Origin of the sequence: Chelativorans xinjiangensis, assembly GCF_009812055.1 — a bacterium.
Lineage (GTDB): Bacteria > Pseudomonadota > Alphaproteobacteria > Rhizobiales > Rhizobiaceae > Chelativorans > Chelativorans xinjiangense.
Genome location: NZ_WQNH01000001.1, coordinates 17,793 through 40,323 on the forward strand (window position 1 = coordinate 17,793; position 22,531 = coordinate 40,323).

The following is a 22,531-nucleotide window of genomic DNA, read 5'->3' on the forward strand; positions in this document are numbered from 1 at the left end:
GCCTTCGTCCTGCATAAACCCGCATCATTTGCGGTAGGACCCGCAAACGGCTTGCCTCAATGATCCTATACACGATCCGCATTCTATTTCATCCTGCGCGCACTGAGGGAGGAGACTCAGCGCAAAAGGACCGTCCGTTTTCTGCCGCCGCGGCGGCCGATGGAGTGTTTCCTGCTGGCGGGCGGAGTTCACAAGGGAGAGAGACATGAGATTCCACAAAACGCTTCTGGCCTCGGCCGCCATCCTGTGCGCGGCGATGCCCTTTTCGGCGAACGCCGGCACGTCGGACAAGCGCATCGCGCTTTCCAACAACTATGCCGGCAATTCCTGGCGCCAGGCCATGCTGACGAGCTGGGACAAGGTGACCGGCGCGGCCGTGGAAGCCGGCACTGTCGCCGCTGCCGACGCCTTCACCACCGCCGAGAACCAGGTGACTGAACAAGCGGCCCAGATCCAGAACCTGATCCTTCAGGGATACGACGCGATCGTGCTCAACGCCGCCTCGCCCGAGGGGCTGAACGGCGCCGTCAAGGAAGCCTGCGACGCCGGCATCACCGTCGTCTCGTTCGACGGCATCGTCACCGAACCCTGCGCATGGCGGATCGCCGTCGACTTCCACGAGATGGGCCGCAGCCAGATCGAGTACCTCGCCGGCCGCCTGTCCGACGGCGGCAACCTCCTGGAGATCCGCGGCCTTGCCGGCGTTTTCGTCGACGACGAGATCTCCGCCGGGATCCACGACGGGGTCGAGGAGCATTCGCAGTTCAAGATCGCCGGTTCCGTGCATGGCGATTGGGCGCAGGACGTGGCGCAAAAGGCCGTCGCCGGCATCCTGCCAAGCCTGCCGGACATCGAGGCCGTGGTCACGCAAGGCGGCGACGGTTACGGCGCGGCACAGGCTTTTGCCGCGACGGACAGGGAGATGCCGATCATCGTCATGGGCAACCGCCACGACGAGTTGACCTGGTGGAAGGAGCAGAAGGACGCGAACGGCTACGAGACCATGTCCGTCTCCATCGCCCCCGGCGTCTCCACCCTGGCATTCTGGGTCGCGCAGCAGATCCTCGACGGCAAGGACGTGCCGAAGGACCTGACGGTGCCCTTCCTGCGCATCGACCAGGACAATCTCGAGGAGAACCTGGAGAATACGGAAGCCGGCGGCGTCGCCAATGTGGAATACTCGCAGGAGGACGCGCTGGAGGTGATCGACGCGGCGATGTAGGGGACTTGGCGGTGGCGGCGACCCCTGGCACCGGCGATGGCGGTAGGGGCGCAAACCTCCGCGACTCCCCTCCCCCTTGTGGGGAGGGGTGAGGGGTGGGGGTCGTCACGACGGCCGCCGGCCTACGTGATTTGCCGGTTCCTTGCCATAACAAGGGAACGCCGGTGTGCGATCGCCGCCACCCCCACCCCTTACCCCTCCCCTCAAGGGGGAGGGGAGTCTTCTGGCGAAGATGCGTTTCGTGCTGGACATCGCAGGGGCTTGCCCACCATAGGTCGACAATCATCACCCGCTCATGAAACCCTCCATGCCAACACCTTCCGCCCCGCCACCACCCATCATCGAAGTCGAGAACGCCCGGATCAGCTTCGGCGCGGTCAAGGCGCTCGACGGCGTCACGCTCCAGATCATGCCCGGCGAATGCGTCGGCCTCGTCGGCCATAACGGCGCCGGCAAGTCGACCATCGTCAACGTCATCAATGGCGGCCTGACGCCGGACGAGGGCGGCGTGTCGGCCAACGGCAACGCCATCGACGCCTACGGCATCAACGTTGCCCGCGCCCATGGCGTGCGCTGCGTGTTCCAGGAACTGTCGCTCTGCCCCAACCTGACGGTGGTCGAGAACGCCCGCATCGTGCACCGCGACCTCGGCGGTGCCGGCTGGCGGGGGAGGGCGCGCCGGATCATCGAGGAAAGCCTCGACGCGGTCTTCCCCGGCCACGGCATCGACAGCGGCGAGACGGTGGGCGCCCTTTCCATCGCCGAGCGCCAGATGGTGGAGATCGCCATGGCCTTCTCCGATGCAGGAACCGCGCCGCGCCTCGTCATCCTCGACGAGCCGACCTCCTCGCTCGACGCGAGCCTCGCCAAGCAAATGCTCGCCCATGTGCGCCGCTTCGTGGCGGCGGGCGGTGCGGTCATCTTCATCTCGCACATCCTGCACGAGATCCTCGCCACCGCCGACCGCATCGTCGTCATGAAGGACGGCCGCATCGTCGCCGAGCGCCCGGCGGGCGGCTTCACCGCGCACAGCCTGTTCGAGACCATGGGCAGCGTCGCCAAGGGCGAGGCCGCGCGCCGCGAAAGCCGCGACCTGGCCTCCGCACCCCTCGTCCTCGAACAGGCCGGAAGCGGCCTGCCGTTCACGGCGCGTAAGGGCGAGATCGTCGGTCTCGCAGGCCTCAGCGGCCACGGCCAGACCGAGATGCTGATGAAGCTCCATGCGCAACGGAGCGGCAACTGGTGGCCGCGGCACGACCCGGCGGTCGCCTTCGTCGCCGGCGACCGGCGGCTCAACGGCGTCTTCGAACTGTGGAGCATCCTGAAGAATCTCTCCATCGCCTCGCTCAGTGACCTGTCGCGCCAGGGTTTCGTGAACGATGAGGCCGAAGAGGGCAGGGGAGAGGACTGGAAGAAGAGGATCGACATCCGCACGCGCGCCATGGAAAATCCCATCCTCTCCCTTTCCGGCGGCAACCAGCAGAAGGTGCTGTTCGCCCGTGCCCTTTCCACGCGCGCACCCGTGGTGCTGATGGACGACCCGATGCGCGGCGTCGATGTCGGCACCAAGCAGGAGGTCTACCGCATCGTCCGCGACGAGGCGGCGGCCGGCCGCACCTTCGTCTGGTACTCGACGGAGATGGAGGAGGTGTGCCTGTGCGACCGCGTCTACGTCTTCCGCGAAGGCGTGATCGTCGCCGAACTCGCCGGCGGCGACGTCAACGAGGCGAACATCCTCGCCGCCTCCTTCCAGGGAGCGGCGGCGTGAATCTCAGGCCTTCCTCCGACACCATCCGGCTGATCGTTCCCGCCCTCTCGCTGGCGAGCCTCCTCGCCGCCGTCTTCTGGCTGCAGCCGCGGGCGATGAGCTATATCGGCCTGAACCTGCTTTTCAATCTGGCGGTCCCCATCGCGCTGGCGACCATCGCCCAGATGCTCATCATGGCGGTCAACAATCTCGATCTTTCGATGGGCGCCTTCGTCAGCTTCGTGGCCTGCGTGGCGGCAACCTTCCTCTACGACAGCCCCTTGCTCGGTGTGCCGATCCTCGTCGCCGCCGTCGCCGCCTATGCCCTCCTCGGCGTCGTCATCCACCTGCGCAACCTGCCCTCCATTGTCGTCACGCTCGGCATGAGCTTCATATGGACGGGGCTCGCAGTGCTTCTCCTGCCGGCCCCCGGCGGGCATGCGCCGGAATGGGCGCGCTGGCTGATGACGGCCAAGCCGCCGCTCATGCCGATGGCCATCGTCGCCAGCATCTTGATCGCCCTTCTCGCCCATTTCATCGTCATGCGCTCGTCCTTCGGCGTGCTCGTGCGCGGCGTCGGCGGCAACGAGCGCTCGGTGGAGCGGGCCGGCTGGTCGGCGCTGGCGGCCAGGGCAGGGGCCTACGGGCTGGCCGGCGCCTTCGCGGTGGCCGCCGGCATCGCCCTCGTCGGCCTCACCACCTCGGCGGACGCCAACATCGCCCTGCGCTACACGCTCCTTTCCATCGCCGGCGTCATCCTCGGCGGCGGCGAGTTCGTCGGCGGCCGCGTCTCGCCCATCGGCGCCGTCATCGGCGCGCTGACGCTGACGCTCGCCGGCTCCTTCCTCTCCTTCCTGCGCATATCGCCCGACTGGCAGATCGGCGCGCAGGGCGCCATCCTCATCATCGTCCTGGCGCTCCGGCTGTTCCTGAACCGCATCGAGAACAGGGAGAGGCGCCGATGACCCTCTTCCACGGCCTCTTCAAAAAACCCTGGCTCTGGTCCTGGCTCGCCGTCGCCGTCGTCTGGTCCGCCACCGTCATGGTGACGGGCGGGGCAGGCGCGCTCGGCCTTTCCCAGGCCGCGCTCACCTTCGCCGCCTTCTCGGTGATCGTCGGCATCGGCCAGATGTTCGTCATCACGCTGGGGCCGGGCAACATCGACCTCTCGGTCCCGGCCACCATGACGCTCGCCGGCACGGTGGCGCTCAAGCTGATGAACGTCGACAACGGCATGATCGTGCCGGGTCTCCTTGCCGCGCTTGCCGTTGGCGTCGCCGTCGGCATGTGCAACTACACGCTCATCAAGCTCCTGCGCATCCCGCCGATCATCGCCACGCTGGCCATGAGCTTCATCGTCCAGTCGGCGGCGATCTGGACCAATCGCGGCCTCAGGATCAAGCCGCCGAGCCTCTTGGCCGAGTTCACCACGTCGAGCACGCTCGGCATCCCCAACATGGCCATCGTGGCGCTCCTCATCGCCGTCGCCGCCTGGGTCCTCCTGGAAAAAACCCTCTACGGCCGCTGGATCACGGCCATCGGCCAGAGCATGGCGGCCGCCCGCATGGCCGGCATTCCCGTCGACGGCACGCGCTTCATCACCTACGTGCTGTGCGCCGTGCTCGCCGCCCTTTGCGGCTATCTGCTCGCCTGCTTCTCGGGCGGTGCGGCGCTCAACATGGGGGCGGAGTATCTCCTGATGTCGATCGCCGTCGTCGTCATCGGCGGCACGTCGGTCGCCGGCGGCGATTCCAACGTGCCGGGCGTGTGGGGCGCCTCGCTGTTCATGTTCCTGGTCGTCTCCATGCTCAACACCTACGGGCTTGGCGCCGGCGTCCGCCTGATCATGACCGGCCTCATCATCATCAGCGTCATCGTCGTGGCCAGCGGCCGCCGGGCGCGGCAACCCTGAGACAGAACGAAGCATGAGCCACGATACTCTCTACGAAGTCCACGACCCCCGCTTCCGCTCGCTGATCATCGAGAACGCGCGGCTCGAACAGCTCCACACCGGCTGCCGCTGGGCCGAGGGCCCTGTCTGGTTTGCCGACGCCAACCAGCTTCTCTTCAGCGATATCCCCAACCAGCGCATGCTGCGCTGGGAGCCTGACGGCGGCGTCTCGGTCTTCCGTGCGCCCTCCAACTTCGCCAACGGCAACACACGCGACCGCCAGGGCCGGCTCGTCACCTGCGAGCACGGCACCCGCTGTGTGACCCGCACCGAGCCCGACGGCACGATCACCGTGCTCGCCGATTCCTTCGCCGGCAAACGGCTCAACTCGCCCAACGACGTGATCGTGCGCTCCGACGGCTCGGTCTGGTTCACCGATCCCACCTACGGCATCCTTTCCGACTACGAGGGCTACAAGGCCGAGCCGGAGCAGGGCGCCCGCAACGTCTACCGCCTCGACCCGGAAACGGGCGAGCTTACAGCCGTCGCCGGCGACTTCCGCCAGCCCAACGGCCTTGCCTTCTCGCCGGACGAAAGCACGCTCTACATCGCCGATTCCGCCGCCAGCCACGACGAGACCGCCCCACGCCACATCCGCGCCTTCGACGTAGTGGACGGCAAGACGCTCGAAAACGGCCGCGTCTTCGCCTCGATCGACAAGGGTATCCCCGACGGCATGCGTGTCGACACGGAGGGCAACGTCTGGTCGAGCGCCGCCGACGGCGTCCACTGCTTCGCCCCCGACGGCCGGCTCCTCGGCAAGATCCTTGTCCCCGAGACCGTTGCCAACCTCACCTTCGGCGGCCCCCGCCGCAACCGCCTCTTCATCACCGCGACGACGTCGCTCTACGCACTCTACGTCACCGCAACCGGCGCGCAGCGGCCTTAGGCCCGAACGGCGCCGAACCGCAGCGCATAAGTTCCATAACGTATATTATGCGATCTTTCTGTGGGTGCAGGTGCATTCCATTTTGAAGTGCGGCTTCCCTGACCCATCACCGGGAGGTCACGCCGGCGCGTCACTCCGGAAGACCGGCCTTGCGGTAGCCATCGACGAAATGCTCAAGCGTCGCAGCGTCGCGGAATGGCTCCGTCGTGGCCCAGTGGCGGGTTGTGAAATGCGGGTTGCCGACGAGGAACAGTTCGACCTCCGCGCGCGCCTCGTCGAGCCGGCCGAGTTGGGCAAGGCTTGCCGCCAGGAACCGGCGTGAGCTTGTGCGATAGGTCTCGTCCCTGCGCAGCGTCTCGACAGCGGCTTCGTATTCGCCGGCCGCATATTGCGCCTGGCCGAGCGTCAGATAGTACCAACTTGCCGGAAACGGGTTCAGCCGGAACGCCTTGCGAATGTGCTCAAGGCCCTCCTCTACCCGCCCGGCGAGGACCGCGATGTCGGATAATGCCGCCCACGCGTCGGCCTCGTTCGGGTCGAGCTCGATCGCCTTGGCGAATTCCGCATCCGCTTCGGCGAAGCTGCGGTTATATGCAAGCAGGTAAGCCAGGACCCAGCGGCAGCCGGCATCGTTGGGATCGATCGCCACAGCCTTGCGCGCCAGCTCCAAAGCAGCGCTGCGGGAAGATTCAGTCGGCCCGCCAGAATGCACCCACCCCATCCAGTGGTTCAGGGCAAGCCAACGATAGGCCTCTGCGTATTCCGGATCGAGCGAAACCGCGCGCGTGAGCATCAGATGCGCTTCCCGCGCCGTCTGCGGCGCATCGTCCATCAGCTTGCGCGCCCGCACGCAGAGATCGTAAGCCTCGAGATTTTTGGGCCGCTTGCGCGGCGGCGGTGCGCGCAGCCGGCCGAGCAACGCCTCCACGATCCTGGCCGTGACCTCGTCCTGAACGGCAAAGATATCTTCCAGGCTGCGATCGAAGCGTTCCGCCCATAGATGATCGCCGCTCGCCGCGTCGACCAGCTGTGCGTTGATGCGCACGCGCCCCGCCGCGCGTCTTGCGCTGCCCTCCAGCAGGTAGCGCACGCCGAGGTCCCGTGCGATCCCGCGCACGTCCATCGCCTTTCCCTTGTAGGCAAAGGCCGAGTTGCGTGCGATGACGAACAGGCCGGAGATCCTGGACAGGTCCGTGATCAGGTCTTCGGTCAACCCATCCGCGAAGGATTCCTGCTCGGGATCGTTGCTGACATTGACGAAGGGCAGCACGGCTATCGACGGTTTGCCGGGCAGCGGCAACGGTTTTCGCTTCGCGCCACCGAGCTGTTCGACGGCGCCTAAGAAGCGGTAGCCGACGCGTGGAACCGTGGCGATCCATTCACCGCCCCCATTACCGGCATCGCCGGCCGGGCCAAGCAGCTTCCGTAAGAGCGCGATCTGGACGGTGAGATTGCCTTCCTCGACCGCCCTGCCCGGCCACGCCGCGTCCATCAACTCGGCCTTGCTCAGGATTTCGCCGGGCCGTCCGACGAGCGCCGCAAGCAGCTTTATCCCGCGGTAGCCAACGGCAACGGGGACATCGTTCCGAAGGAGCGTTCCCGCAACCGGATCAAGCACGAACGGACCAAAGGCAACGCGCGATCCCTCCATGCGGCGCATCTATAGCCCGTTTGGAAGTTTTTGGAACTATTTGGGAGCGCTTAATTACGGCGCTGTCCGTATCCGGCAGAAGTCATCCTCTTTCAAGGTTGTGGGCCTGCGGACCCCCAAACCAATGGAGGTTGCCATGACTGCCGAAAGCACGACATCACCGCGAGAGGATCGGATCCCATGGGCCGCGATGGCGGGCATCATCGCGACCGTCACGGTGTTCGCCGTGGCACAGGGGCTGACCTATCCGCTGCTCAGCTTCATCCTGGAGCGGCAGGGGACGACGCCGGGCCTGATCGGCTTGTCGGCGGCGATGACGCCGCTGGGTTTCATTGTATCCGCGTCCTTCATTCCGGCGCTGGCGCGGCGCGTGGGCGGGGCGCGGCTTGCGATCCTGTGTTCGATCCTGGCAGCGACCGCCCTGATCGCGATTGCCTGGACGCAAGGCATCTGGGCCTGGATGCCGCTGCGCTTCCTGCTCGGCTTCTTCGCCAATCCGCTTTACGTGATCAGCGAAACCTGGCTGATCTCGATCACGCCCGCGCCACGCCGGGGCCGCATCATGGGCCTCTATTCATCGATCGTTTCGGGTGGCGTCGCCATCGGCCCGCTGTCGCTCGGCCTGGTCGGCACTGAGGGTTGGCCGCCCTTCATGATCGGCATCGTGGCCTTCCTTCTCTGCGGCCTGATCGTGCTTGCAGTCGTGCCGCGCCTGCCGAAGATGGCGCATGAAGGCGAGGCAACATCGCTCGGTGGCTTCTTCGCACTGGCGCCGCTCCTGTTGTTCGCGGTTTTCACTGCTGCCGCCTTCGAGCAGATCCTGCTTTCCTTGTTCGCGGTCTATGGCGCCGCGCTCGGCAGCGCCGAGGAGCGCGGCGCTTCGCTCATCACCTCATTCATCGCAGGCAATGCCGTGCTGCAGATCTTGCTCGGGCGCGTGGCCGAACAGTTTGGCGCAACGCGGACCATGTTGTTCTGTGCCCTGGCTTCGCTGGCCGGCTGCTTGGCTCTGCCGTCGATCTTCAACGCGTGGCTCATCTGGCCGCTCGTTTTCGTGTGGGGCGGGGTCTCGTTCGGGATCTACACCATGTCGCTGATCCAACTCGGCGAGCGTTTCACCGGTCAAGCCTTGATCGCCGGTAACGCGGCCTTCGCGTTCGTATGGGGCATCGGCGGCATCGTGGGCTCGCCCGCGACGGGCCTCGCGATGCAACTGATCGGGCAACAGGGGCTGCCATTGTCCCTTGGCCTCATGTGCTGTGCACTGGCGGTGTTTCTGGTGGCGAAGAGACGGCGGGTCTGATCGAGGCACCAGTGGTGCGATCCTGACAGATGGTACCCATCTGTCAGGGCAAATCGCCCCACCAGATCACTAGCCTCGTGCCGCGCCGATATCGCTTTCAGGCTCTCAAAGCTAAAGAAGGCGATGGGTTGGCGCGCCGCTACACGGCGGGCGCCAAGGATTCGCCGGCAGGCGGGCGGAGCGCGATCAGAACCACGAGGATCAGAACGGCGGTGCCGGCCAGCACGAGATAGCCGGTGGCGATGGAGGTCGACGCCATCACAGGCCCGAGGACGAGCGGCGAGACGAACTGGCCGAGGAAGGTAAGAGTGCTCGAGATGGCCGTTGCCCGGCCCAAAAGCGATTCAGGTACAAGCTCCGCGATGACGATGGAAAGCGCGGAGAACACCACGCCTTGGCCGAACCCCAGGAACACCATGGCCGCGCTGAGCGTGATAGGCCGATCGGCGGTGCCAAGGATCAGGAAGGCGGCGGTGAGCGCCAGGGTCGAGAAGCGCAGCAATGTGAGCTAGGAGGCGCGGGCCCTGAGCCACGGATAGACAAGCCCGACCAGGATCGCGCTCACCCCCATCACCGAGATGTACATGGAGACCCGGACGGGCTCGTGGACGCCAAGCTCGCCCAGCCGCTGCGGCAGGAAGACGGCGACGCCGTACATCATGATCCACAGCGCGAGCACGAAGGCGTAAACGCCGAGGAGCGCGGGGCGCCGCGGCACCTGGAGGAGGCGCTCCTGGAATTCGCGCGGAAAGTGGTCCGGAACATCTATTACGATCCCGATACCGTGAGACTTCGCCGCTTTCTGCGCATGGAGAACGTCGTCAATCCCGAGATCTCGGCCGCCGCGCGCGAACATGACAGGCCCCACCGCGACCGGCTCGCCGACGCGCTGGCGGGGCGTCTGGCCCGGCTGGCCTACGCGGGGTATCTGAAGCTGGACGATCCCGACCGCGCCGCCCGCCAGTTCCTGGCGCTCATCACCTACGCCACCCAGAGGCTCGACGAGACCGAGCTCACCGATACCCTTACGGCCAACATCCGCTTTTTCCTGCGCGGCTACGCGCCGGACTGACGGGTGGCGCGGCGGATGGCCTCCCAAGAATGGGATCCCCACCCTATCGCCCGGAAGAGCCGGTCGGTGCGGCGGGGTGCATCAGGCCTTCGGCCTTGAGATCACTCCACAGCTCCGCCGGAATGTCGGTATCGAGGATGGCCCGGTTTGCCTTGACCTGGTCGACGCTCTGCCCGCCGGGGATGACGGAGCAGACGAGCGGGCTTAGCAGCGGAAACTGCAGCGCCGCCTCGATGAGCTTCACGCCATGACGGCCGCAGACGGCCTCGATGCGCCCGACTTTTTCCAGAATCTCCTTCGGCGCTTCCGAATAGTTGTAGAAGGCGCCGGGCTTCGGCCCAGTGGCGAGGATGCCTGAGTTATAAGGCCCGCCGAGCACGATGCCGATGCCGCGTTTCTCGCAGAGCGGCAGGAAGCTATCCAGCGCTTCCTGCTCCAGAAGCGTGTAGCGGCCGGCGAGCAGGAACAGGTCGAAATCGCCGTGCTCGGCGAGCCACTGGCACGGTTGCCATTCGTTCACCCCTGCCCCGAACGCCTTGATCACGCCCTGGTCGCGCAGCGAAAGAAGGGCGTAATAGCCGGAGCGCATCAGTTCCTCGAGCTTCGCCTTCAGCGCCTCCTCGGAGCCGTGGTTGAAGACGTCGAGATCGTGGGCGTAGAGGATGTCCACGCGGTCGACGCCGAGCCGTTCGAGCGAGAATTCGACGGAGCGCATGACGCCGTCATAGGTATAGTCGTACACCTCCCGGCGCGACGGCGTGTCGAAGAACTTGCCGATGCCGGTGCGCTCCTCCGGCGGGCACGCGCGCAGGAGCCGGCCCACCTTGGTGGACAGCACATAGTCGTCGCGCTTCCGGCCGCGCAGGAAACGGTTGAGCCGCGTCTCCGCCAGGCCGAGCCCGTAGAGCGGCGCGGTATCGAAATAGCGGCACCCGGTCTCCGACGCGCCTTCCAGCGCAGCCTGCGCCCCCTCGTCGGAGATCGCCCGGTAAAGGTTGCCGAGCGGTGCGGTGCCGAAGCCGAGTTCGGTAAAGGTGATGCCGCGGCCGGCAAGCCGCTCGAAGTGACGCGTTTTCATTGAACGTTTCCTCATTTTCCGCCGTGTGGGGCGCAACGTATATCGAGATCCGGCTGGTTGGTAGCGGGTGGCGGCGGCAAATCCGCAAGGATGTTCCCACTCGCGTGCACTTGCGGTAAGGCACCGGCCCTCACGCCTCCCCTCCCCCTCGTGGCAGGGCTATCGCATATGGACGGAGTCTTTGTTCGGCTTCGCCGGACCCCCACCCCTCACCCCTCCCCTCAAGGGGGAGGGGCGCGCCGACGTCTCAGAATCCCCCTCCCCCTTGTGGGGAGGGGTGAGGGGTGGGGGTCGTCGCGACAAGCTCAGGGGGAGGAACGGCGCCGAGCCAATAGACTCCCCTCCAACCCGTTGCTAGCATCCCTCCCCTGTCGGGAGCGAGGGGCAATCGGGGAGGACGAATGAGCCAGAAATTCCGGCGCCTGTTCAAGACCGCCAAGCCGGTCATCGCCATGGTGCATCTTGGCGCCCTGCCCGGCTCGCCGCTTTACGATGCGGAGGGTGGCATGGAGGCGCTCGTCGCGGGTGCGGCGAAGGATCTCGACGCCCTGCAGCGGGCCGGCGTCGATGCGGTCATGTTCGGCAACGAGAACGACCGCCCCTATGAGTTCACCGTCGACACCGCCTCGACCGCCGCCATGGCCTACGTGATCGGCTCCTTGCGTGAGCGGATCACTGTCCCCTTCGGCGTCAACGTCCTGTGGGATCCGATGAGCACAGTCGCGCTCGCCGCCGCCACCGGGGCCGCCTTCGTGCGCGAGATCTTCACCGGCACATACGCCTCCGACATGGGCCCCTGGACGCCCGATGCCGGCAAGGCGATGCGTTACCGCGACCGCCTTGGCCGTTCCGACCTCGCCATGCTCTACAACATCTCGGCCGAGTTCGCCTATTCGCTCGACCGGCGCAGCCTCTCCGATCGCGCCCGCAGCGCCGTCTTCTCCTCGATCCCCGACGCCATCCTCGTCTCCGGCCAGATCACCGGCGAGGCGGCCGCGCTCAGCGACCTTGTGGCGGTCAAGAAGGTGCTGCCCGATACCCCGGTGCTGGCCAACACCGGCGTCAAGCACGCCACCGTCGCCGACGTCTTGAAGACCGCCGACGGCTGCATCGTCGGCTCATCGCTCAAGGTCGACGGCGACACCTGGAACCCGGTCGACCCCGAACGCGCGGCGGAGTTCATGCGCCTTGCGCGCGCCGCCCGCGGCGAATAGAGGAGCGGATGGTGAAGGAACGGCTGCGCACGCTTCTGGGCGAACTGATGCTCATCCCCGGCCTTTCCGGCCACGAGGGCCGGGTCCGCCGCGCCATCCGCGAAAAGCTCGCCCCACTCGGCCTTGCCTGCCGCACGGACATGCTGGGCAACCTCATCGCCACCATCGAGGGCGACAAGGCGGCGCCCAGCATCATGCTTTTCACGCACATGGACCAGCTCGGCTTCGTCGTGCGCAAGATCGAGGCCGGCGGCTTCATCCGCGTCGAGCGGCTGGGCGGCGTGCCGGAGCGGGCGCTGGCCTCGCAGGCCGTGCTCCTGTGCGTGGGCGAAGGGCGCGACCGCAAGGGCGTCATCGCCAACAAGAGCCACCACGCCACCACGCCCGACGAAAAATACAAGGTCGTCCCCTACGCCGATCTCTATATCGACGCCGGCTTCGCCTCCGCCGAGGAGGCGCGGAGCGCCGGCGTCGAGATCGGCACGCCGGTCACCTACCTGCCCAACATGGTGGAGCTTGGCGAGGACCGTATCGGCGGCACGGCGGTCGACGACCGCGCCGGCTGCGCGGCGCTTATCGAGGCGGCGCGGATGCTCGTCGAGGAAAGGCCGCGGCCCACCGTGCACCTGGTCTTCGCCGTGCAGGAGGAGTTCAACCTGCGCGGCGCGCTGACGGCCGCACAGGTGCTCCAGCCCGACATCGCCATCCAGATCGACCTCGTGCTCGCCACCGATACGCCCGACATGGCCCATCGAGGCGACGTGCGGTTGGGTAGCGGCCCGGCGATCAGCCTTTATTCCTTCCACGGCCGCGGCACGCTCAACGGCACCATCCCCCACCCTGCCCTCGTCCACCTGTTCGAGAAGGCGGCCGGCGGGCTCGCCATGCCGCTGCAAAGAAGCGCCCATGTCGGCGCGCTGACGGAGACCTCCTACGTGCAGCTCGTCGGCGGCGGCGTCGCCTGCATCGATGTCGGCTTCCCGATGCGCTATTCTCATTCCTCGCTCGAGGTGTGCGACCTCGGCGACCTGGAACAGCTCGTCCGGCTCACGGTCGCCGGCATCGCCGCCATCGACGAGACCTTCAGCCTCGACCGGGACGACTATGTGACATGAAGCACTATCTCGGCGTCGATATCGGCACCTTCGAGACCAAGGGCGTCCTCGTGGACGAGGCGGGCGGCATCCTCGCCAGTGCGGCCTGTCCGCACAAGATGCTGGTCCCGCAGCCCGGCTGGGCCGAGCACCGGCCGCGCGAGGACTGGTGGGGCGACTTCGTCTTCGTCACGAAGAAGATGCTCTCCGAAAGCGGCATCGATCCGAAGACTATCCGCGCCCTCGGCTGCAGCGCCCTCGGCCCCTGCATGCTGCCGGTTGATGCGGCGGGCGAGCCGCTATCGAACGCCATCCTCTACGGTGTCGACACGCGCGCCGCGCGCGAGATCGAGGCTCTTAACGAGCGGATCGGTCTAGATACGATCCTTGAGCGGTGCGGCAACGCGCTGACCTCGCAATCGGTCGGCCCGAAAATCCTCTGGCTCAAGAACAACCGCCCCGAACTCTACGACAAGACGGCGAAGTTCCTGAATTCCACGAGCTACGTCAATTACCGCCTCACCGGCCGCTACGTCATCGACCACTATTCGGCCGCCAACGCGAGCCCCCTCTACGACGTCGAAAAGCGCGACTGGATCTTCGATCTCGCAGACGACATCGCCCGCCCCGACCAACTCCCCGATCTCCTGTGGACCACCGACATCGCCGGCGAGGTCACACCCGAAGCCGCCGCCGAGACCGGCCTTGCCGCCGGCACGCCCGTCACCGCCGGCACCATCGACGCCGCCGCCGAGGCGCTCAGCGTCGGCGTGCTCGCCCCCGGCGACATGATGGTCATGTACGGCTCCACCATCTTCACCATCATGGTGACCGACGGCCCCGTCCGCGACCGCCGCCTGTGGTACGCGCCCTGGCTGTTCGAGGGCGAGCACGCCTCCATGGCCGGCCTTGCCACCAGCGGCACCCTCACCCACTGGTTCCGCGACCAGTTCGCCCGCGAGCTGCCGCCGGAAGAAGCCTTCGCCACCCTCGCCGAAGAAGCGGCAGCGACGCCGCCCGGCGCGGGTGGCCTCGTGTTCCTGCCCTATTTCTCCGGCGAACGAACCCCCATCCACGATCCCGACGCAAAGGGCGTCCTCTTCGGTCTCAACCTGACGCACACGCGCGGCGACATCTACCGCGCGCTGCTGGAAGGCATCGCTTGCGGCACGGCCCACATCGTCGACACCTACCGCGAGATCGGCCGCCCGCCGGAGACGATCTACGCCGTCGGCGGCGGCACGAAGAACGCCGTCTGGGCGCAGGCAACCTCCGACATCTCCGGCCTCGACCAGCTCCTGCGCGCCCGCACCCTCGGCGCGTCCTACGGCAATGCCTTTCTTGCCGCGGTGGCGGTGGGCGACGCGCAAAAGGAGGACATCGCCGGCTGGAACCCCGTGGAAAGGACGATCGCCGCGCGAAGGGAGCATGCGGGCGTCTATGGGCGGCAGTATCGGGTCTTCCGGCGGCTTTACGAAGAGACGCGGGGGCTGATGGCGGAGTTGTCGGGGGCGCTGTAGGTGTTCCGGCGACAGGATGTGCTCTGCATCCCGCCCTCGTCCTTCGACAGGCTCAGGATGAGGGCTGTGTTTGCTCCCTTCCGCGCACGTCGAAGCCCGCGCGGCGTCGCCTTGCCTTCACCCTCATCCTGAGCTTGTCGAAGGACGAGGGTGAAGGCACGCGCCCAGCCCTCGCCGGCCTACTTCACCGCCCCCGTCGCCATCCCGGCGATGATGTAGCGCTCCAATATGATCCCGACGATCAAGAGCGGAGCGATCGCCGCCGTCGACAGCGCCGCCATGGACCACCAGTTGATGCCCTGGCTGCCCGTCTGGCTCGCCACCATCACCGGCAGCGTCTTCGCCTCGGTGCTCGTCAGGAGCGCGGCGAAGAAATACTCGTTCCAGCACAGGATCAGCGACAGGATGAAGGCGGCGACGATGCCCGGCAGCGAGATCGGCAGGACGATGCGCAGGAAGGCGCCCCAGATCGACAGGCCGTCGACCAGCGCCGCCTCCTCCAGCTCCACGGGAATGGCCTTGAACTGGTCGCGCATGATCCAGATGACGATGGGCAGCACGGTGAGCGTATAAAGAAGGATGAGCCCGATGCGCGTGTCGAGCAGCGCCAGCTCCTTGTAGAGCACCAGGAACGGCAGGGCGAGCACCACGGGCGGCAGGATCAGTTGCGAGAGGAAGAAGAACGAGATGTCCTTGTTCTTCATCGGGCCGAACCGATAGGAGAAGCGGCTGAGGCCGTAGGCCGCCAGCGAGCCCAGAACGGCGGCCAGGAACGACGCCGAGAGGGAGACGACGACGCTGTTCATGAAGCGCTTCATGAATTCGCCGCGCACCGTCGAGGTGTTGAAGAGCGTCTCCGGCGACAGGCCGAGCGACCGCCAGCCGAGCCACTGCGGCGTGAAGTCGAGGAACGGGACGAGATTGCCGCGCATGACGTCGGGCGCGGCCTTGAAGGAGGTCGTGACCGTCCAGTAGATCGGCACGAGGCAGATGAAGGCCCAGACGATCAGGATGCCGTAGACGATCACGCGCGTGGTCAGCCGGCGCGTCCGCTCGGCCATCGTCTGCTCGGGCACGGCCGCCTCGTCCAGCCTTTCGTCGATGGCAATCATCGCTTTACGATTCCTCCTGGCCGTAACCGCGCATCCAGCGGCCGAGCACGTTGAGCATGATGGTGAGCGAGACGACGATCAGCACCAGATAGACCATCGCCAACAGCGTGCCGTAGCCGACGTTGGAACGGTCGCGGTAAACGCGGAAGATGAAGCTCGTCACCGAATCGGTCGCCCCGCCGGGGCCGCCGGCGGTCACGTTGATGATGACGTCGGCGAGCTTCAGCTTGAAGATGATGCGGATGAGGACGGCGGTGATCGAGACCGGCAGCGTCAAGGGAAAGACGACCTTCCAGAAGGTCTGCCAGGGATTGGCGCCATCCACCCTCGCCGCCTCCATCACCTCCTTGGGCAGCGCCTGAAGGCCGGCGAGGAGCATGATCATCATCAGCGGAATGAAGGTCCAGGCGTCCATCGCCATGATGGAGAACCGGGCGAGCCATGGGTCGGTGAAGAAGGCCGGGTTCTCCCATCCGAGCCAGCGGGCGAAGTTGGCGATCGGCCCGAAGCGTATCTCCATCATCGACTTGCCGACCATCCAGCTCACCGCCACCGGCGACAGCATCAGGGGTAAGAGGAAGACGACGCGGAAGAACTTTCGCGCCCGGATCTGCGAGTGCAAGAGAAGCGCCATGCCGAAGGCGATGGCGTATTCGACGAGCACCGCCAGCGTATACCAGACCATGTTCTTGAGCGCGTTCCAGTAGAAGGCGTCGCCAAGCATCTGGCGGAAATTGTCGAGGCCGTTGAACCTGCGCCCCTGAAGCGAGGAGAGGTTCCAGTCGGTAAACGAGATGTAGAGGCCGAAGAGCAGCGGAAAGACGACCATGGCGACGACGAACAGAACCGCCGGCAGCACGAAGAGCGCCCGCACGCCTGCCTCGCCGCGCCTCAAGACCTGCGCGGTTCCGAGCGTGATGCCCCAGAAGAGATAGGCATAGACGACGGGCCGCCAGTTGGCGAAGCCGAAGTCGATGGTGCCGGCCCGGTAGAGCGCCTGGACGAGAAACGCCGCGACAAGCACCAGCGAGCCGAAGGCCAGGATCAGGCGGCCCAGCCGCTTGCGCGATTGAGGAATCGGATCGGGCGGAACATATTCGTCGAAGTCGATGTCGAGCGGCGCTGTCTTTTCCATGCTCATGCAGGTTATGTCCGGTCTTGGCTGCCGGCAGAGCAATTCCCGGAAAAGTGGAAACCGGTTTTCCGTCCGGAATTGCGACGAAACAAAGAGTTAGACCACTTCATCGATTCCATGAAACGATGAGCTGGTCTAGTTTTGCAGTTACGATTTACCGTCGCACCCTTCGCGCCCCCCTCTGTCCTGCCGGACATCTCCCCCGCAAGGGGGGAGATCATCTCTTCATTGATATCTCGCCTCTTCTGCAGCGTTGGAGGATTGGCAAAAGCGACGATGACAGCCAATCTCCCCCCTTGCGGGGGAGATGTCCGGCAGGACAGAGGGGGGCGTGAAGGAGCGCTGACCATCTCGAACTTCAACTTACAGGCGCAATGCTAGGCAGAGCGAACCGACGGCATGAGGCCGCCGGTTCGATACTGTCACAGAGCCCACCCATCGTCAGCTACGCGCCGAGCGAGGCCTTGTAGAGCTCGATCTGGCTCTCCCGGCCGATCTGGTCGGTGATCCTCTCCCAGGCCTCGGCGATCTTGTCGGCGCCTTCCTGGGCCGAGGCGTACTGGCCAGCGAAGATCTTGGCCAGTTCGTCCTCCGCCACCGAATAGTACTGGAAGATGCCGGGGATGCGCGGCTCGATCGCCGCGTTGGGATGGTTGTAGGAATCGGCCTCCGAGGCGAGATAGTTCTCGATGAACGCCTCTTCGTAGCCGGCCTCCACCCATTCGGGGATGTTGAAATGGCTCTTGCGGTAGGGCTGGAAGCCGGACGGATAGGCCGCACACCACAGCGACAGGTCCTTGCCGCCGAGATGGGCCGCCGCCGACCAGGCCGCCTTTTTCTTCTTCTCGTCGCTGTCGACGCGCGCCATCACATAAACGCCCCAGCCGATATAGGCCATGTTGGGCGCGACGTTCGGCCCGTCGGGCAGCGTCTCCCATTCGCCGCTCGTATGGTTCCACACATCGTCAGAGCCAGGCAGGACGGAAAAGCCGATGACGTCGCCGACGATCGAGGAATCCGACGTGCGGGCGTTGGAGCCGACGTCGCCCCACCAGGAGAGCATGCTGCCGGTGCCGGCCAGGAACTGCTGGAAAGCGGTCGTGTTCGGGTCGGCGTTGATCTGGTCCGGCGGCTGCGCGTCGAGCACGTCGAGGACGTCCTGTATGGCGCGCACCCATGCCTCGTTGTTGACGCGCGGCTTCATGGTGTCGGGGTCGAACAGCCAGGCCGGGTCGTCGGGATGCTTGGCATAGGCGGAGGCGCGGCTTGCCAGGAAATAGAAGCCGAAGCCGCCCCAGGACTTGGGCGCGTCCAGATAGCCGTAGGCCGGCCCGCCGAAGGGGTCGTTCTTGCCCTTGAGGAACTTGGTGACCTCCTGCACCTTCTGCCAGGTGGTCGGCACCGCCCATTCGCCTTCGTGGCCCTCGTCCCGCCAGGCCTGGGCCAACTCCTCGTTCTCGAAATAGTCGGTGCGGAAGTTGAAGTTGTGGCAGTCGCCGTCGACCGAGATGCGGTAGGTCTTGCCGTCCCAGGTGCCGACCGGGGCCTTGAGATAGTCGACGTAGTCGTCCATCTCGATCAGATCCCTCACCCAGTCGGGCATCTCGGAGGCGAGCCCCTTGCCGCAAACGTCGCCCTCGAAGGGCGCGCCCATCTCGATGATGTCGAAATCGACCGTTTCGGTGGCGATCGATTGCTGCAGGCGGGCGTTGTAGTCGGCCTGGGCGAGGTCGATCCACTCGATCCGCGCACCGGTATAGGCCTCCCACGGCTTCAGGAAGCCGCGGAACAGGAAGTTGTGCAGGTTCTGGTTATTGAGGCCCATGAAGGTCAGCTGGACGCCCTCGAACTCGCCCTCCTCCACGGTGGCCCTGGTGCCGTCGAGGCACAGTTCGCCGACCCTCTGCCAGTCGGCGTCGGTCGGCGATCCCATGCCCACGCCGGGGATCTTCAGGATTTCGGCGCGCACGTTCGCCTGCGCCGAGGCATGCCGGGCAAGCGCTCCCAGCCCGCTCGTCGTGCCGAGCGCCAGGGCGCCGGCGCCCGCCGCGCCCTTCAGGATGCCGCGGCGGCTGGCCTGCATGGCCATCAGTCGCTTATAGATATGGACCTTCATGGACGATTTCCTCCCTTAAGACTTCCATGATCGCGGTGTGGGAGCCATCGATAGCCGGTAAAACGATTTACCGGCGGCAGGCACTGGGGACCTCTTCTCGCCCTTCTCCCGCCTGCTCCTCCCCGTATGCCTCCCGGTTTCCGTTGAGTATGAGGCAAGTTCGACCATTGTCAATAAATCGCCAGCGGACGGAGTTGGGGCTTCAAGATGCTTGAGATTCACGGGAGATATGGCAAGGAGCAAGCCCCCTTTCTTGCAAATTCCAAGGGCTTGGCTTCGCCAAACCCAAGAATTTGCTTTCTCCCCCACCAAGGCATGGATGCTTCCGCAAATCGCGAACGCAGGTGATTTGCAGCGACGGTGGCGCAGCCCCTATCTCCCCCTTGGTGGGGGAGAAAGCGATTTCAACACCTTAGCTGGAGCGAAGCGGAAGCTAAGTGTTAGAAATCGCAAGAGAGGGGGCCAGTCGAAGCCACGCCCGTAACCTGTGTGGGCGGAGGTGGCGCCCGAACTGTCTTTACAATTGACATCGCGCGCCGGCTCGTTTGTTCTTTTGGCCGGTCGGGTCTCGGGAGGAACCATGTCCAACGTTACGGTCCGCAGGGTCCGCAAGTCTTTTGGCTCCGTGGAGGTGATCCACGGGGTGGATGTCGACATCGCCGATGGGGAGTTCGTCGTCCTTGTCGGGCCGTCGGGATGCGGCAAGTCGACCTTGCTGCGCATGATCGCCGGCCTCGAAAGCATCACCAAGGGAGCGATCCTCGTGGGCGACCGGATCGTCAACCACCTGCCGCCCTCCCAGCGCGACATCGCCATGGTGTTCCAGAACTATGCGCTCTACCCGCACATGAAGGTGAAGGACAACATGGCCTTCGCACTGCGCCTGCGCGGCATGGCTGCCAGCGAGGTGAGCGAACGGGTCGACCGCGCGGCCGGCATCCTCGGGCTCAACCCCTTTCTCGACCGCTATCCGCGGCAATTGTCGGGCGGCCAGCGCCAGCGGGTCGCTATGGGCCGCGCCATCGTGCGCGACCCGCAGGTCTTCCTGTTCGACGAGCCGCTCTCCAATCTCGACGCCAAGCTGCGCGTGCAGATGCGCACCGAGATCAAGGAGCTGCACCAGCGGCTGAAGACGACCACCGTCTACGTCACGCACGATCAGGTGGAGGCGATGACCATGGCCGACAGGATCGTCGTCATGCAGGACGGGCGGGTCGAGCAGGTCGGCGAGCCCCTGGAGGTCTTCGACCGCCCGGCCAACCTTTTCGTCGCCGGCTTCATCGGCTCGCCGTCCATGAACATGCTCAAGGCGACGGTGAACGGCGGGAAGACCGCCGTCGAGGTCAACGGCGCGCATGTCGCCGTCTCCGGCGATCATCACGCGGAAGACGGCCAGCCGATCGTGCTCGGCATCCGCCCGGAGCATCTGGAGCTTTCCGACGACGGCTTTCCGGCAGAGGTTTCCGTGGTCGAGCCAACGGGCTCGGAGACGCTGGTGTTCCTGCATTTCGGCGGCGACGACCTCGTCGCCCTGTTCCGGCAGCGTCACAATTTCCGGCCCGGCGAGACGATCCGGTTGCGCCCGCGCCCGGACCAGGTGCATCTGTTCCATGCCGACACCGGGCAGAGGCTATAGAGCAATTCCAGGAAGTCGAAACTGGTTTTCCGTCCGGAATTGCGACAAAACAACGAGTTAGACCCGTCCATCGATTCGATGAAACGGTGAACAGGTTCCAACGCACAACCGAAATTTGGCCGGGACAGACCGGCCGCTCTTGGAGGGAAGACATGCTCAAGGGGATCAACCCGCTACTGAATGCCGATGTGCTCTTCGCGCTGAGGGCCATGGGCCACGGCGACGACGTCATCATCGCCGACACCAACTTCCCCTCCGATTCCCTCGCCCGGCAGACGCGCCTCGGCAAGCTTCTGCGCATCGATGCCACGGCAGCCGAGGTGGCCGCCGCCATCCTCTCCGTCTACCCGCTCGACACCTTCGTCGACGACGCGGCGGCCCGCATGGAGATCGTCGGCGCGCCGGACGAGATCCCGCCGGTGCAGGCGGAGGTGCAGAAGGTGGTCGATAAGGCGGAGGGCCGCTCCTGGCCGATGATCGGCGTCGAGCGCTATGCCTTCTACGAGCGCGCCAGAAAGGCCTATTGCGTCATCCAGACCGGCGAACGCCGCTTCTACGGCTGCTTCGCCTTCCGCAAGGGCGTCATCCCGCCGGATCAGGGCTGAGCCATGGAGAAGGGCAAGCCGATCGTCATCCTCGGCGTGTTCGTCGCCGACACCGCCTACCGCGCCGCAAGGCAGCCGCGGATGGGCGAGACGCTCCTTGGCAGCGCCTTCAAGCTCGGCCCCGGCGGCAAGGGCTCAAACCAGGCCGTCGCCGCCGCGCGGCTTGGCGCCGAGGTCAGCTTCATCACCCGGCTCGGCCGCGATCCGTTCGCCGACATGGCGCTCACGACATGGCGGGAAGCGGGCGTCGAACCGGCGGTCATCGAGACACCGGAGAGCTACACCGGTGCCGCCTACATCTTCGTGGAGGAGGAAAGCGGCAACAACGCCATCATCGTCTGCCCTGGCGCCGCGAGCCTCATCTCCCCCGCCGACATCGAGGCCAAGGCAGACCTCATCCGCTCCGCCGGCGTCTTCGTCACGCAGCTCGAGCAGCCCATCGAGGCGGCCATCCGAGCCCTGGAAATCGCCCGGGAAGCGGGCGTGACGACGATCCTCAACCCCGCGCCCGCCGCAAAGCTGCCGCCGGAGATCTTCGCCCTTTGCGACTACGCCACGCCCAACGAGACGGAGGCGGAAGAGCTGACGGGCATCGCGGCTGCCTCCCCCACCGACGCGCGCCGCGCCGGCGAGGCACTTCTGGAGAAGGGCGTCCGGTCGGCCGTGATCACGCTGGGCGAGAAGGGAGCGCTCATCGTCGATCGCGACGGCGCTCGGCACGTCCCCGCGTTCGCCGCCGGCCCCGTTGTCGAGACCACGGGCGCGGGCGATGCCTTCAACGGCGGGTTCGCCGTAGGCCTGGCGCGCGGCCTGACACCGGCCGAAGCCGTGCGCTTCGGCTGCACCGTCGCGGGCATCTCCGTCACCCGCCCGGGCACCGCCCCCTCGATGCCGACGCTTACCGAAGTCGAAGCGCTTCTTGCGTCTCAGGCAAGCGCCTGAAACCGGCAGCCAGGCACACTCAAAGACACGGCAGCCTCGCCGACGCCGTGAACGAAATTTAGACGTGAAAGAAACTGTGAATCGGAATTGAAGGCGACTGGCCTATCCTAGTTCCGTCTCACCGGCGGGGTTGGGCTCATCGCGAGTGACGGTCGGCCTGACGAGGACTCCTGGTCGATCGGACACGCTCCCGGGGCGTTGGCCCGACAATCATGCGGGCGCCCTGAAAAACGAGGAGAGGGAC

20 protein-coding genes are annotated in these 22,531 nt (G+C 65.9%); 13 read left to right on the plus strand and 7 right to left on the minus strand.

Going from position 1 to position 22,531, the window contains the following annotated elements:
• Positions 1-205 precede the first annotated feature (205 nt).
• The 5 genes from GM910_RS00095 (at position 206) to GM910_RS00115 (ending at position 5,809) form a co-directional block, all read left to right on the plus strand.
• Positions 206-1,222 (plus strand): ABC transporter substrate-binding protein, encoded by a 1,017-nt coding sequence (locus GM910_RS00095; RefSeq protein WP_159585325.1) that lies wholly within the window; start codon positions 206-208, stop codon positions 1,220-1,222.
• A gap of 307 nt (positions 1,223-1,529) precedes the next feature.
• Entirely contained in the window at positions 1,530-2,990 is a 1,461-nt protein-coding gene (locus GM910_RS00100; RefSeq protein ID WP_159585327.1) for a sugar ABC transporter ATP-binding protein, read from the plus strand.
• On the plus strand, positions 2,987-3,934 hold the full coding sequence (locus GM910_RS00105) for an ABC transporter permease (protein WP_159585329.1): 948 nt from the start codon (positions 2,987-2,989) through the stop codon (positions 3,932-3,934). Before GM910_RS00100 ends, GM910_RS00105 begins: the two co-directional genes overlap by 4 nt.
• On the plus strand, positions 3,931-4,881 hold the full coding sequence (locus tag GM910_RS00110; RefSeq protein WP_159585331.1) for an ABC transporter permease: 951 nt from the start codon (positions 3,931-3,933) through the stop codon (positions 4,879-4,881). The genes GM910_RS00105 and GM910_RS00110 overlap by 4 nt, the downstream gene beginning before the upstream one ends.
• Positions 4,882-4,894: 13 nt before the next feature.
• Positions 4,895-5,809, plus strand: coding sequence for an SMP-30/gluconolactonase/LRE family protein (locus tag GM910_RS00115; protein ID WP_159585333.1), 915 nt, complete (start codon positions 4,895-4,897; stop codon positions 5,807-5,809).
• Positions 5,810-5,939: 130 nt separating this feature from the next.
• On the opposite strand, the gene GM910_RS00120 is transcribed toward GM910_RS00115, so the two are convergent.
• Positions 5,940-7,469 carry a winged helix-turn-helix domain-containing tetratricopeptide repeat protein gene (locus tag GM910_RS00120; RefSeq protein WP_201285369.1) on the minus strand — a complete coding sequence of 510 codons (1,530 nt, stop codon included), beginning with the start codon at positions 7,467-7,469 and terminating at the stop codon, positions 5,940-5,942.
• A gap of 127 nt (positions 7,470-7,596) precedes the next feature.
• Here GM910_RS00120 and GM910_RS00125 point away from each other — a divergent pair, with 127 nt between their 5' ends.
• Positions 7,597-8,763 carry an MFS transporter gene (locus tag GM910_RS00125; protein ID WP_159585746.1) on the plus strand — a complete coding sequence of 389 codons (1,167 nt, stop codon included), beginning with the start codon at positions 7,597-7,599 and terminating at the stop codon, positions 8,761-8,763.
• A gap of 139 nt (positions 8,764-8,902) precedes the next feature.
• Here the strand turns inward: GM910_RS00125 and GM910_RS00130 are convergent, their stop codons facing one another.
• A complete protein-coding gene (locus GM910_RS00130; RefSeq protein ID WP_159585337.1) occupies positions 8,903-9,265 on the minus strand; it encodes an MFS transporter in 363 nt (120 codons plus the stop codon).
• Between the two features lie 6 nt (positions 9,266-9,271).
• Positions 9,272-9,481: a hypothetical protein gene (locus GM910_RS00135; RefSeq protein ID WP_159585339.1), complete on the minus strand. Its 210-nt coding sequence runs from the start codon at positions 9,479-9,481 to the stop codon at positions 9,272-9,274.
• 15 nt (positions 9,482-9,496) lie between these two features.
• Between GM910_RS00135 and GM910_RS00140 the strand changes: the two genes are divergently transcribed.
• Positions 9,497-9,835 (plus strand): TetR/AcrR family transcriptional regulator C-terminal domain-containing protein, encoded by a 339-nt coding sequence (locus tag GM910_RS00140; RefSeq protein WP_281354854.1) that lies wholly within the window; start codon positions 9,497-9,499, stop codon positions 9,833-9,835.
• A 43-nt stretch (positions 9,836-9,878) separates the two neighbouring features.
• Here GM910_RS00140 and GM910_RS00145 read toward each other — a convergent pair whose 3' ends face one another.
• Positions 9,879-10,913: an aldo/keto reductase gene (locus GM910_RS00145; RefSeq protein ID WP_159585343.1), complete on the minus strand. Its 1,035-nt coding sequence runs from the start codon at positions 10,911-10,913 to the stop codon at positions 9,879-9,881.
• 401 nt (positions 10,914-11,314) lie between these two features.
• On the opposite strand from GM910_RS00145, the gene GM910_RS00150 reads away from it, so the two are divergent.
• The 3 genes from GM910_RS00150 to GM910_RS27550 are packed head-to-tail and all read left to right on the plus strand — an operon-like array spanning position 11,315 to position 14,741.
• Positions 11,315-12,127: a BtpA/SgcQ family protein gene (locus GM910_RS00150; RefSeq protein ID WP_159585345.1), complete on the plus strand. Its 813-nt coding sequence runs from the start codon at positions 11,315-11,317 to the stop codon at positions 12,125-12,127.
• A gap of 11 nt (positions 12,128-12,138) precedes the next feature.
• Positions 12,139-13,242: a M42 family metallopeptidase gene (locus GM910_RS00155; RefSeq protein ID WP_246225789.1), complete on the plus strand. Its 1,104-nt coding sequence runs from the start codon at positions 12,139-12,141 to the stop codon at positions 13,240-13,242.
• Positions 13,239-14,741: an FGGY-family carbohydrate kinase gene (locus GM910_RS27550; protein ID WP_159585349.1), complete on the plus strand. Its 1,503-nt coding sequence runs from the start codon at positions 13,239-13,241 to the stop codon at positions 14,739-14,741. The genes GM910_RS00155 and GM910_RS27550 overlap by 4 nt, the downstream gene beginning before the upstream one ends.
• Before the next feature lie 179 nt (positions 14,742-14,920).
• On the opposite strand, the gene GM910_RS00165 is transcribed toward GM910_RS27550, so the two are convergent.
• The 3 genes from GM910_RS00165 to GM910_RS00175 form a co-directional block, all read right to left on the minus strand.
• Positions 14,921-15,802, minus strand: a complete 882-nt coding sequence (locus tag GM910_RS00165; RefSeq protein WP_159585747.1) for a carbohydrate ABC transporter permease — start codon at positions 15,800-15,802, stop codon at positions 14,921-14,923.
• Positions 15,803-15,857: 55 nt separating this feature from the next.
• The gene (locus GM910_RS00170; RefSeq protein ID WP_425482635.1) at positions 15,858-16,994 is read right to left on the minus strand and encodes a carbohydrate ABC transporter permease; all 1,137 of its coding nucleotides are present in this window, start codon (positions 16,992-16,994) and stop codon (positions 15,858-15,860) included.
• A 439-nt stretch (positions 16,995-17,433) separates the two neighbouring features.
• Complete coding sequence (locus GM910_RS00175) at positions 17,434-19,104, minus strand: ABC transporter substrate-binding protein (protein ID WP_159585351.1); 1,671 nt, start codon at positions 19,102-19,104, stop codon at positions 17,434-17,436.
• A gap of 580 nt (positions 19,105-19,684) precedes the next feature.
• On the opposite strand from GM910_RS00175, the gene GM910_RS00180 reads away from it, so the two are divergent.
• The 3 genes from GM910_RS00180 to rbsK all read left to right on the plus strand — a co-directional run bounded on the left by GM910_RS00180 (position 19,685) and on the right by rbsK (position 22,287).
• On the plus strand, positions 19,685-20,740 hold the full coding sequence (locus GM910_RS00180) for an ABC transporter ATP-binding protein (protein ID WP_159585353.1): 1,056 nt from the start codon (positions 19,685-19,687) through the stop codon (positions 20,738-20,740).
• A gap of 152 nt (positions 20,741-20,892) precedes the next feature.
• Positions 20,893-21,345, plus strand: coding sequence for an RbsD/FucU family protein (locus GM910_RS00185; RefSeq protein ID WP_159585355.1), 453 nt, complete (start codon positions 20,893-20,895; stop codon positions 21,343-21,345).
• Between the two features lie 3 nt (positions 21,346-21,348).
• A complete protein-coding gene (gene rbsK, locus GM910_RS00190; protein WP_159585357.1) occupies positions 21,349-22,287 on the plus strand; it encodes a ribokinase in 939 nt (312 codons plus the stop codon).
• Positions 22,288-22,531: the final 244 nt, after the last annotated feature.

Coding starts and splice junctions, on each gene's coding strand:
- GM910_RS00175 (WP_159585351.1), bottom strand. CDS start 19,104: ATGAAGGTCCATATCTATAAGCGACTGATGGCCATGCAGGCCAGCCGC.
- GM910_RS00120 (WP_201285369.1), bottom strand. CDS start 7,469: ATGCGCCGCATGGAGGGATCGCGCGTTGCCTTTGGTCCGTTCGTGCTT.
- GM910_RS00115 (WP_159585333.1), top strand. CDS start 4,895: ATGAGCCACGATACTCTCTACGAAGTCCACGACCCCCGCTTCCGCTCG.
- GM910_RS00170 (WP_425482635.1), bottom strand. CDS start 16,994: ATGAGCATGGAAAAGACAGCGCCGCTCGACATCGACTTCGACGAATAT.
- GM910_RS00100 (WP_159585327.1), top strand. CDS start 1,530: ATGCCAACACCTTCCGCCCCGCCACCACCCATCATCGAAGTCGAGAAC.
- GM910_RS00165 (WP_159585747.1), bottom strand. CDS start 15,802: ATGGCCGAGCGGACGCGCCGGCTGACCACGCGCGTGATCGTCTACGGC.
- GM910_RS00180 (WP_159585353.1), top strand. CDS start 19,685: ATGTCCAACGTTACGGTCCGCAGGGTCCGCAAGTCTTTTGGCTCCGTG.
- rbsK (WP_159585357.1), top strand. CDS start 21,349: ATGGAGAAGGGCAAGCCGATCGTCATCCTCGGCGTGTTCGTCGCCGAC.
- GM910_RS00110 (WP_159585331.1), top strand. CDS start 3,931: ATGACCCTCTTCCACGGCCTCTTCAAAAAACCCTGGCTCTGGTCCTGG.
- GM910_RS27550 (WP_159585349.1), top strand. CDS start 13,239: ATGAAGCACTATCTCGGCGTCGATATCGGCACCTTCGAGACCAAGGGC.
- GM910_RS00125 (WP_159585746.1), top strand. CDS start 7,597: ATGACTGCCGAAAGCACGACATCACCGCGAGAGGATCGGATCCCATGG.
- GM910_RS00185 (WP_159585355.1), top strand. CDS start 20,893: ATGCTCAAGGGGATCAACCCGCTACTGAATGCCGATGTGCTCTTCGCG.
- GM910_RS00145 (WP_159585343.1), bottom strand. CDS start 10,913: ATGAAAACGCGTCACTTCGAGCGGCTTGCCGGCCGCGGCATCACCTTT.
- GM910_RS00095 (WP_159585325.1), top strand. CDS start 206: ATGAGATTCCACAAAACGCTTCTGGCCTCGGCCGCCATCCTGTGCGCG.
- GM910_RS00150 (WP_159585345.1), top strand. CDS start 11,315: ATGAGCCAGAAATTCCGGCGCCTGTTCAAGACCGCCAAGCCGGTCATC.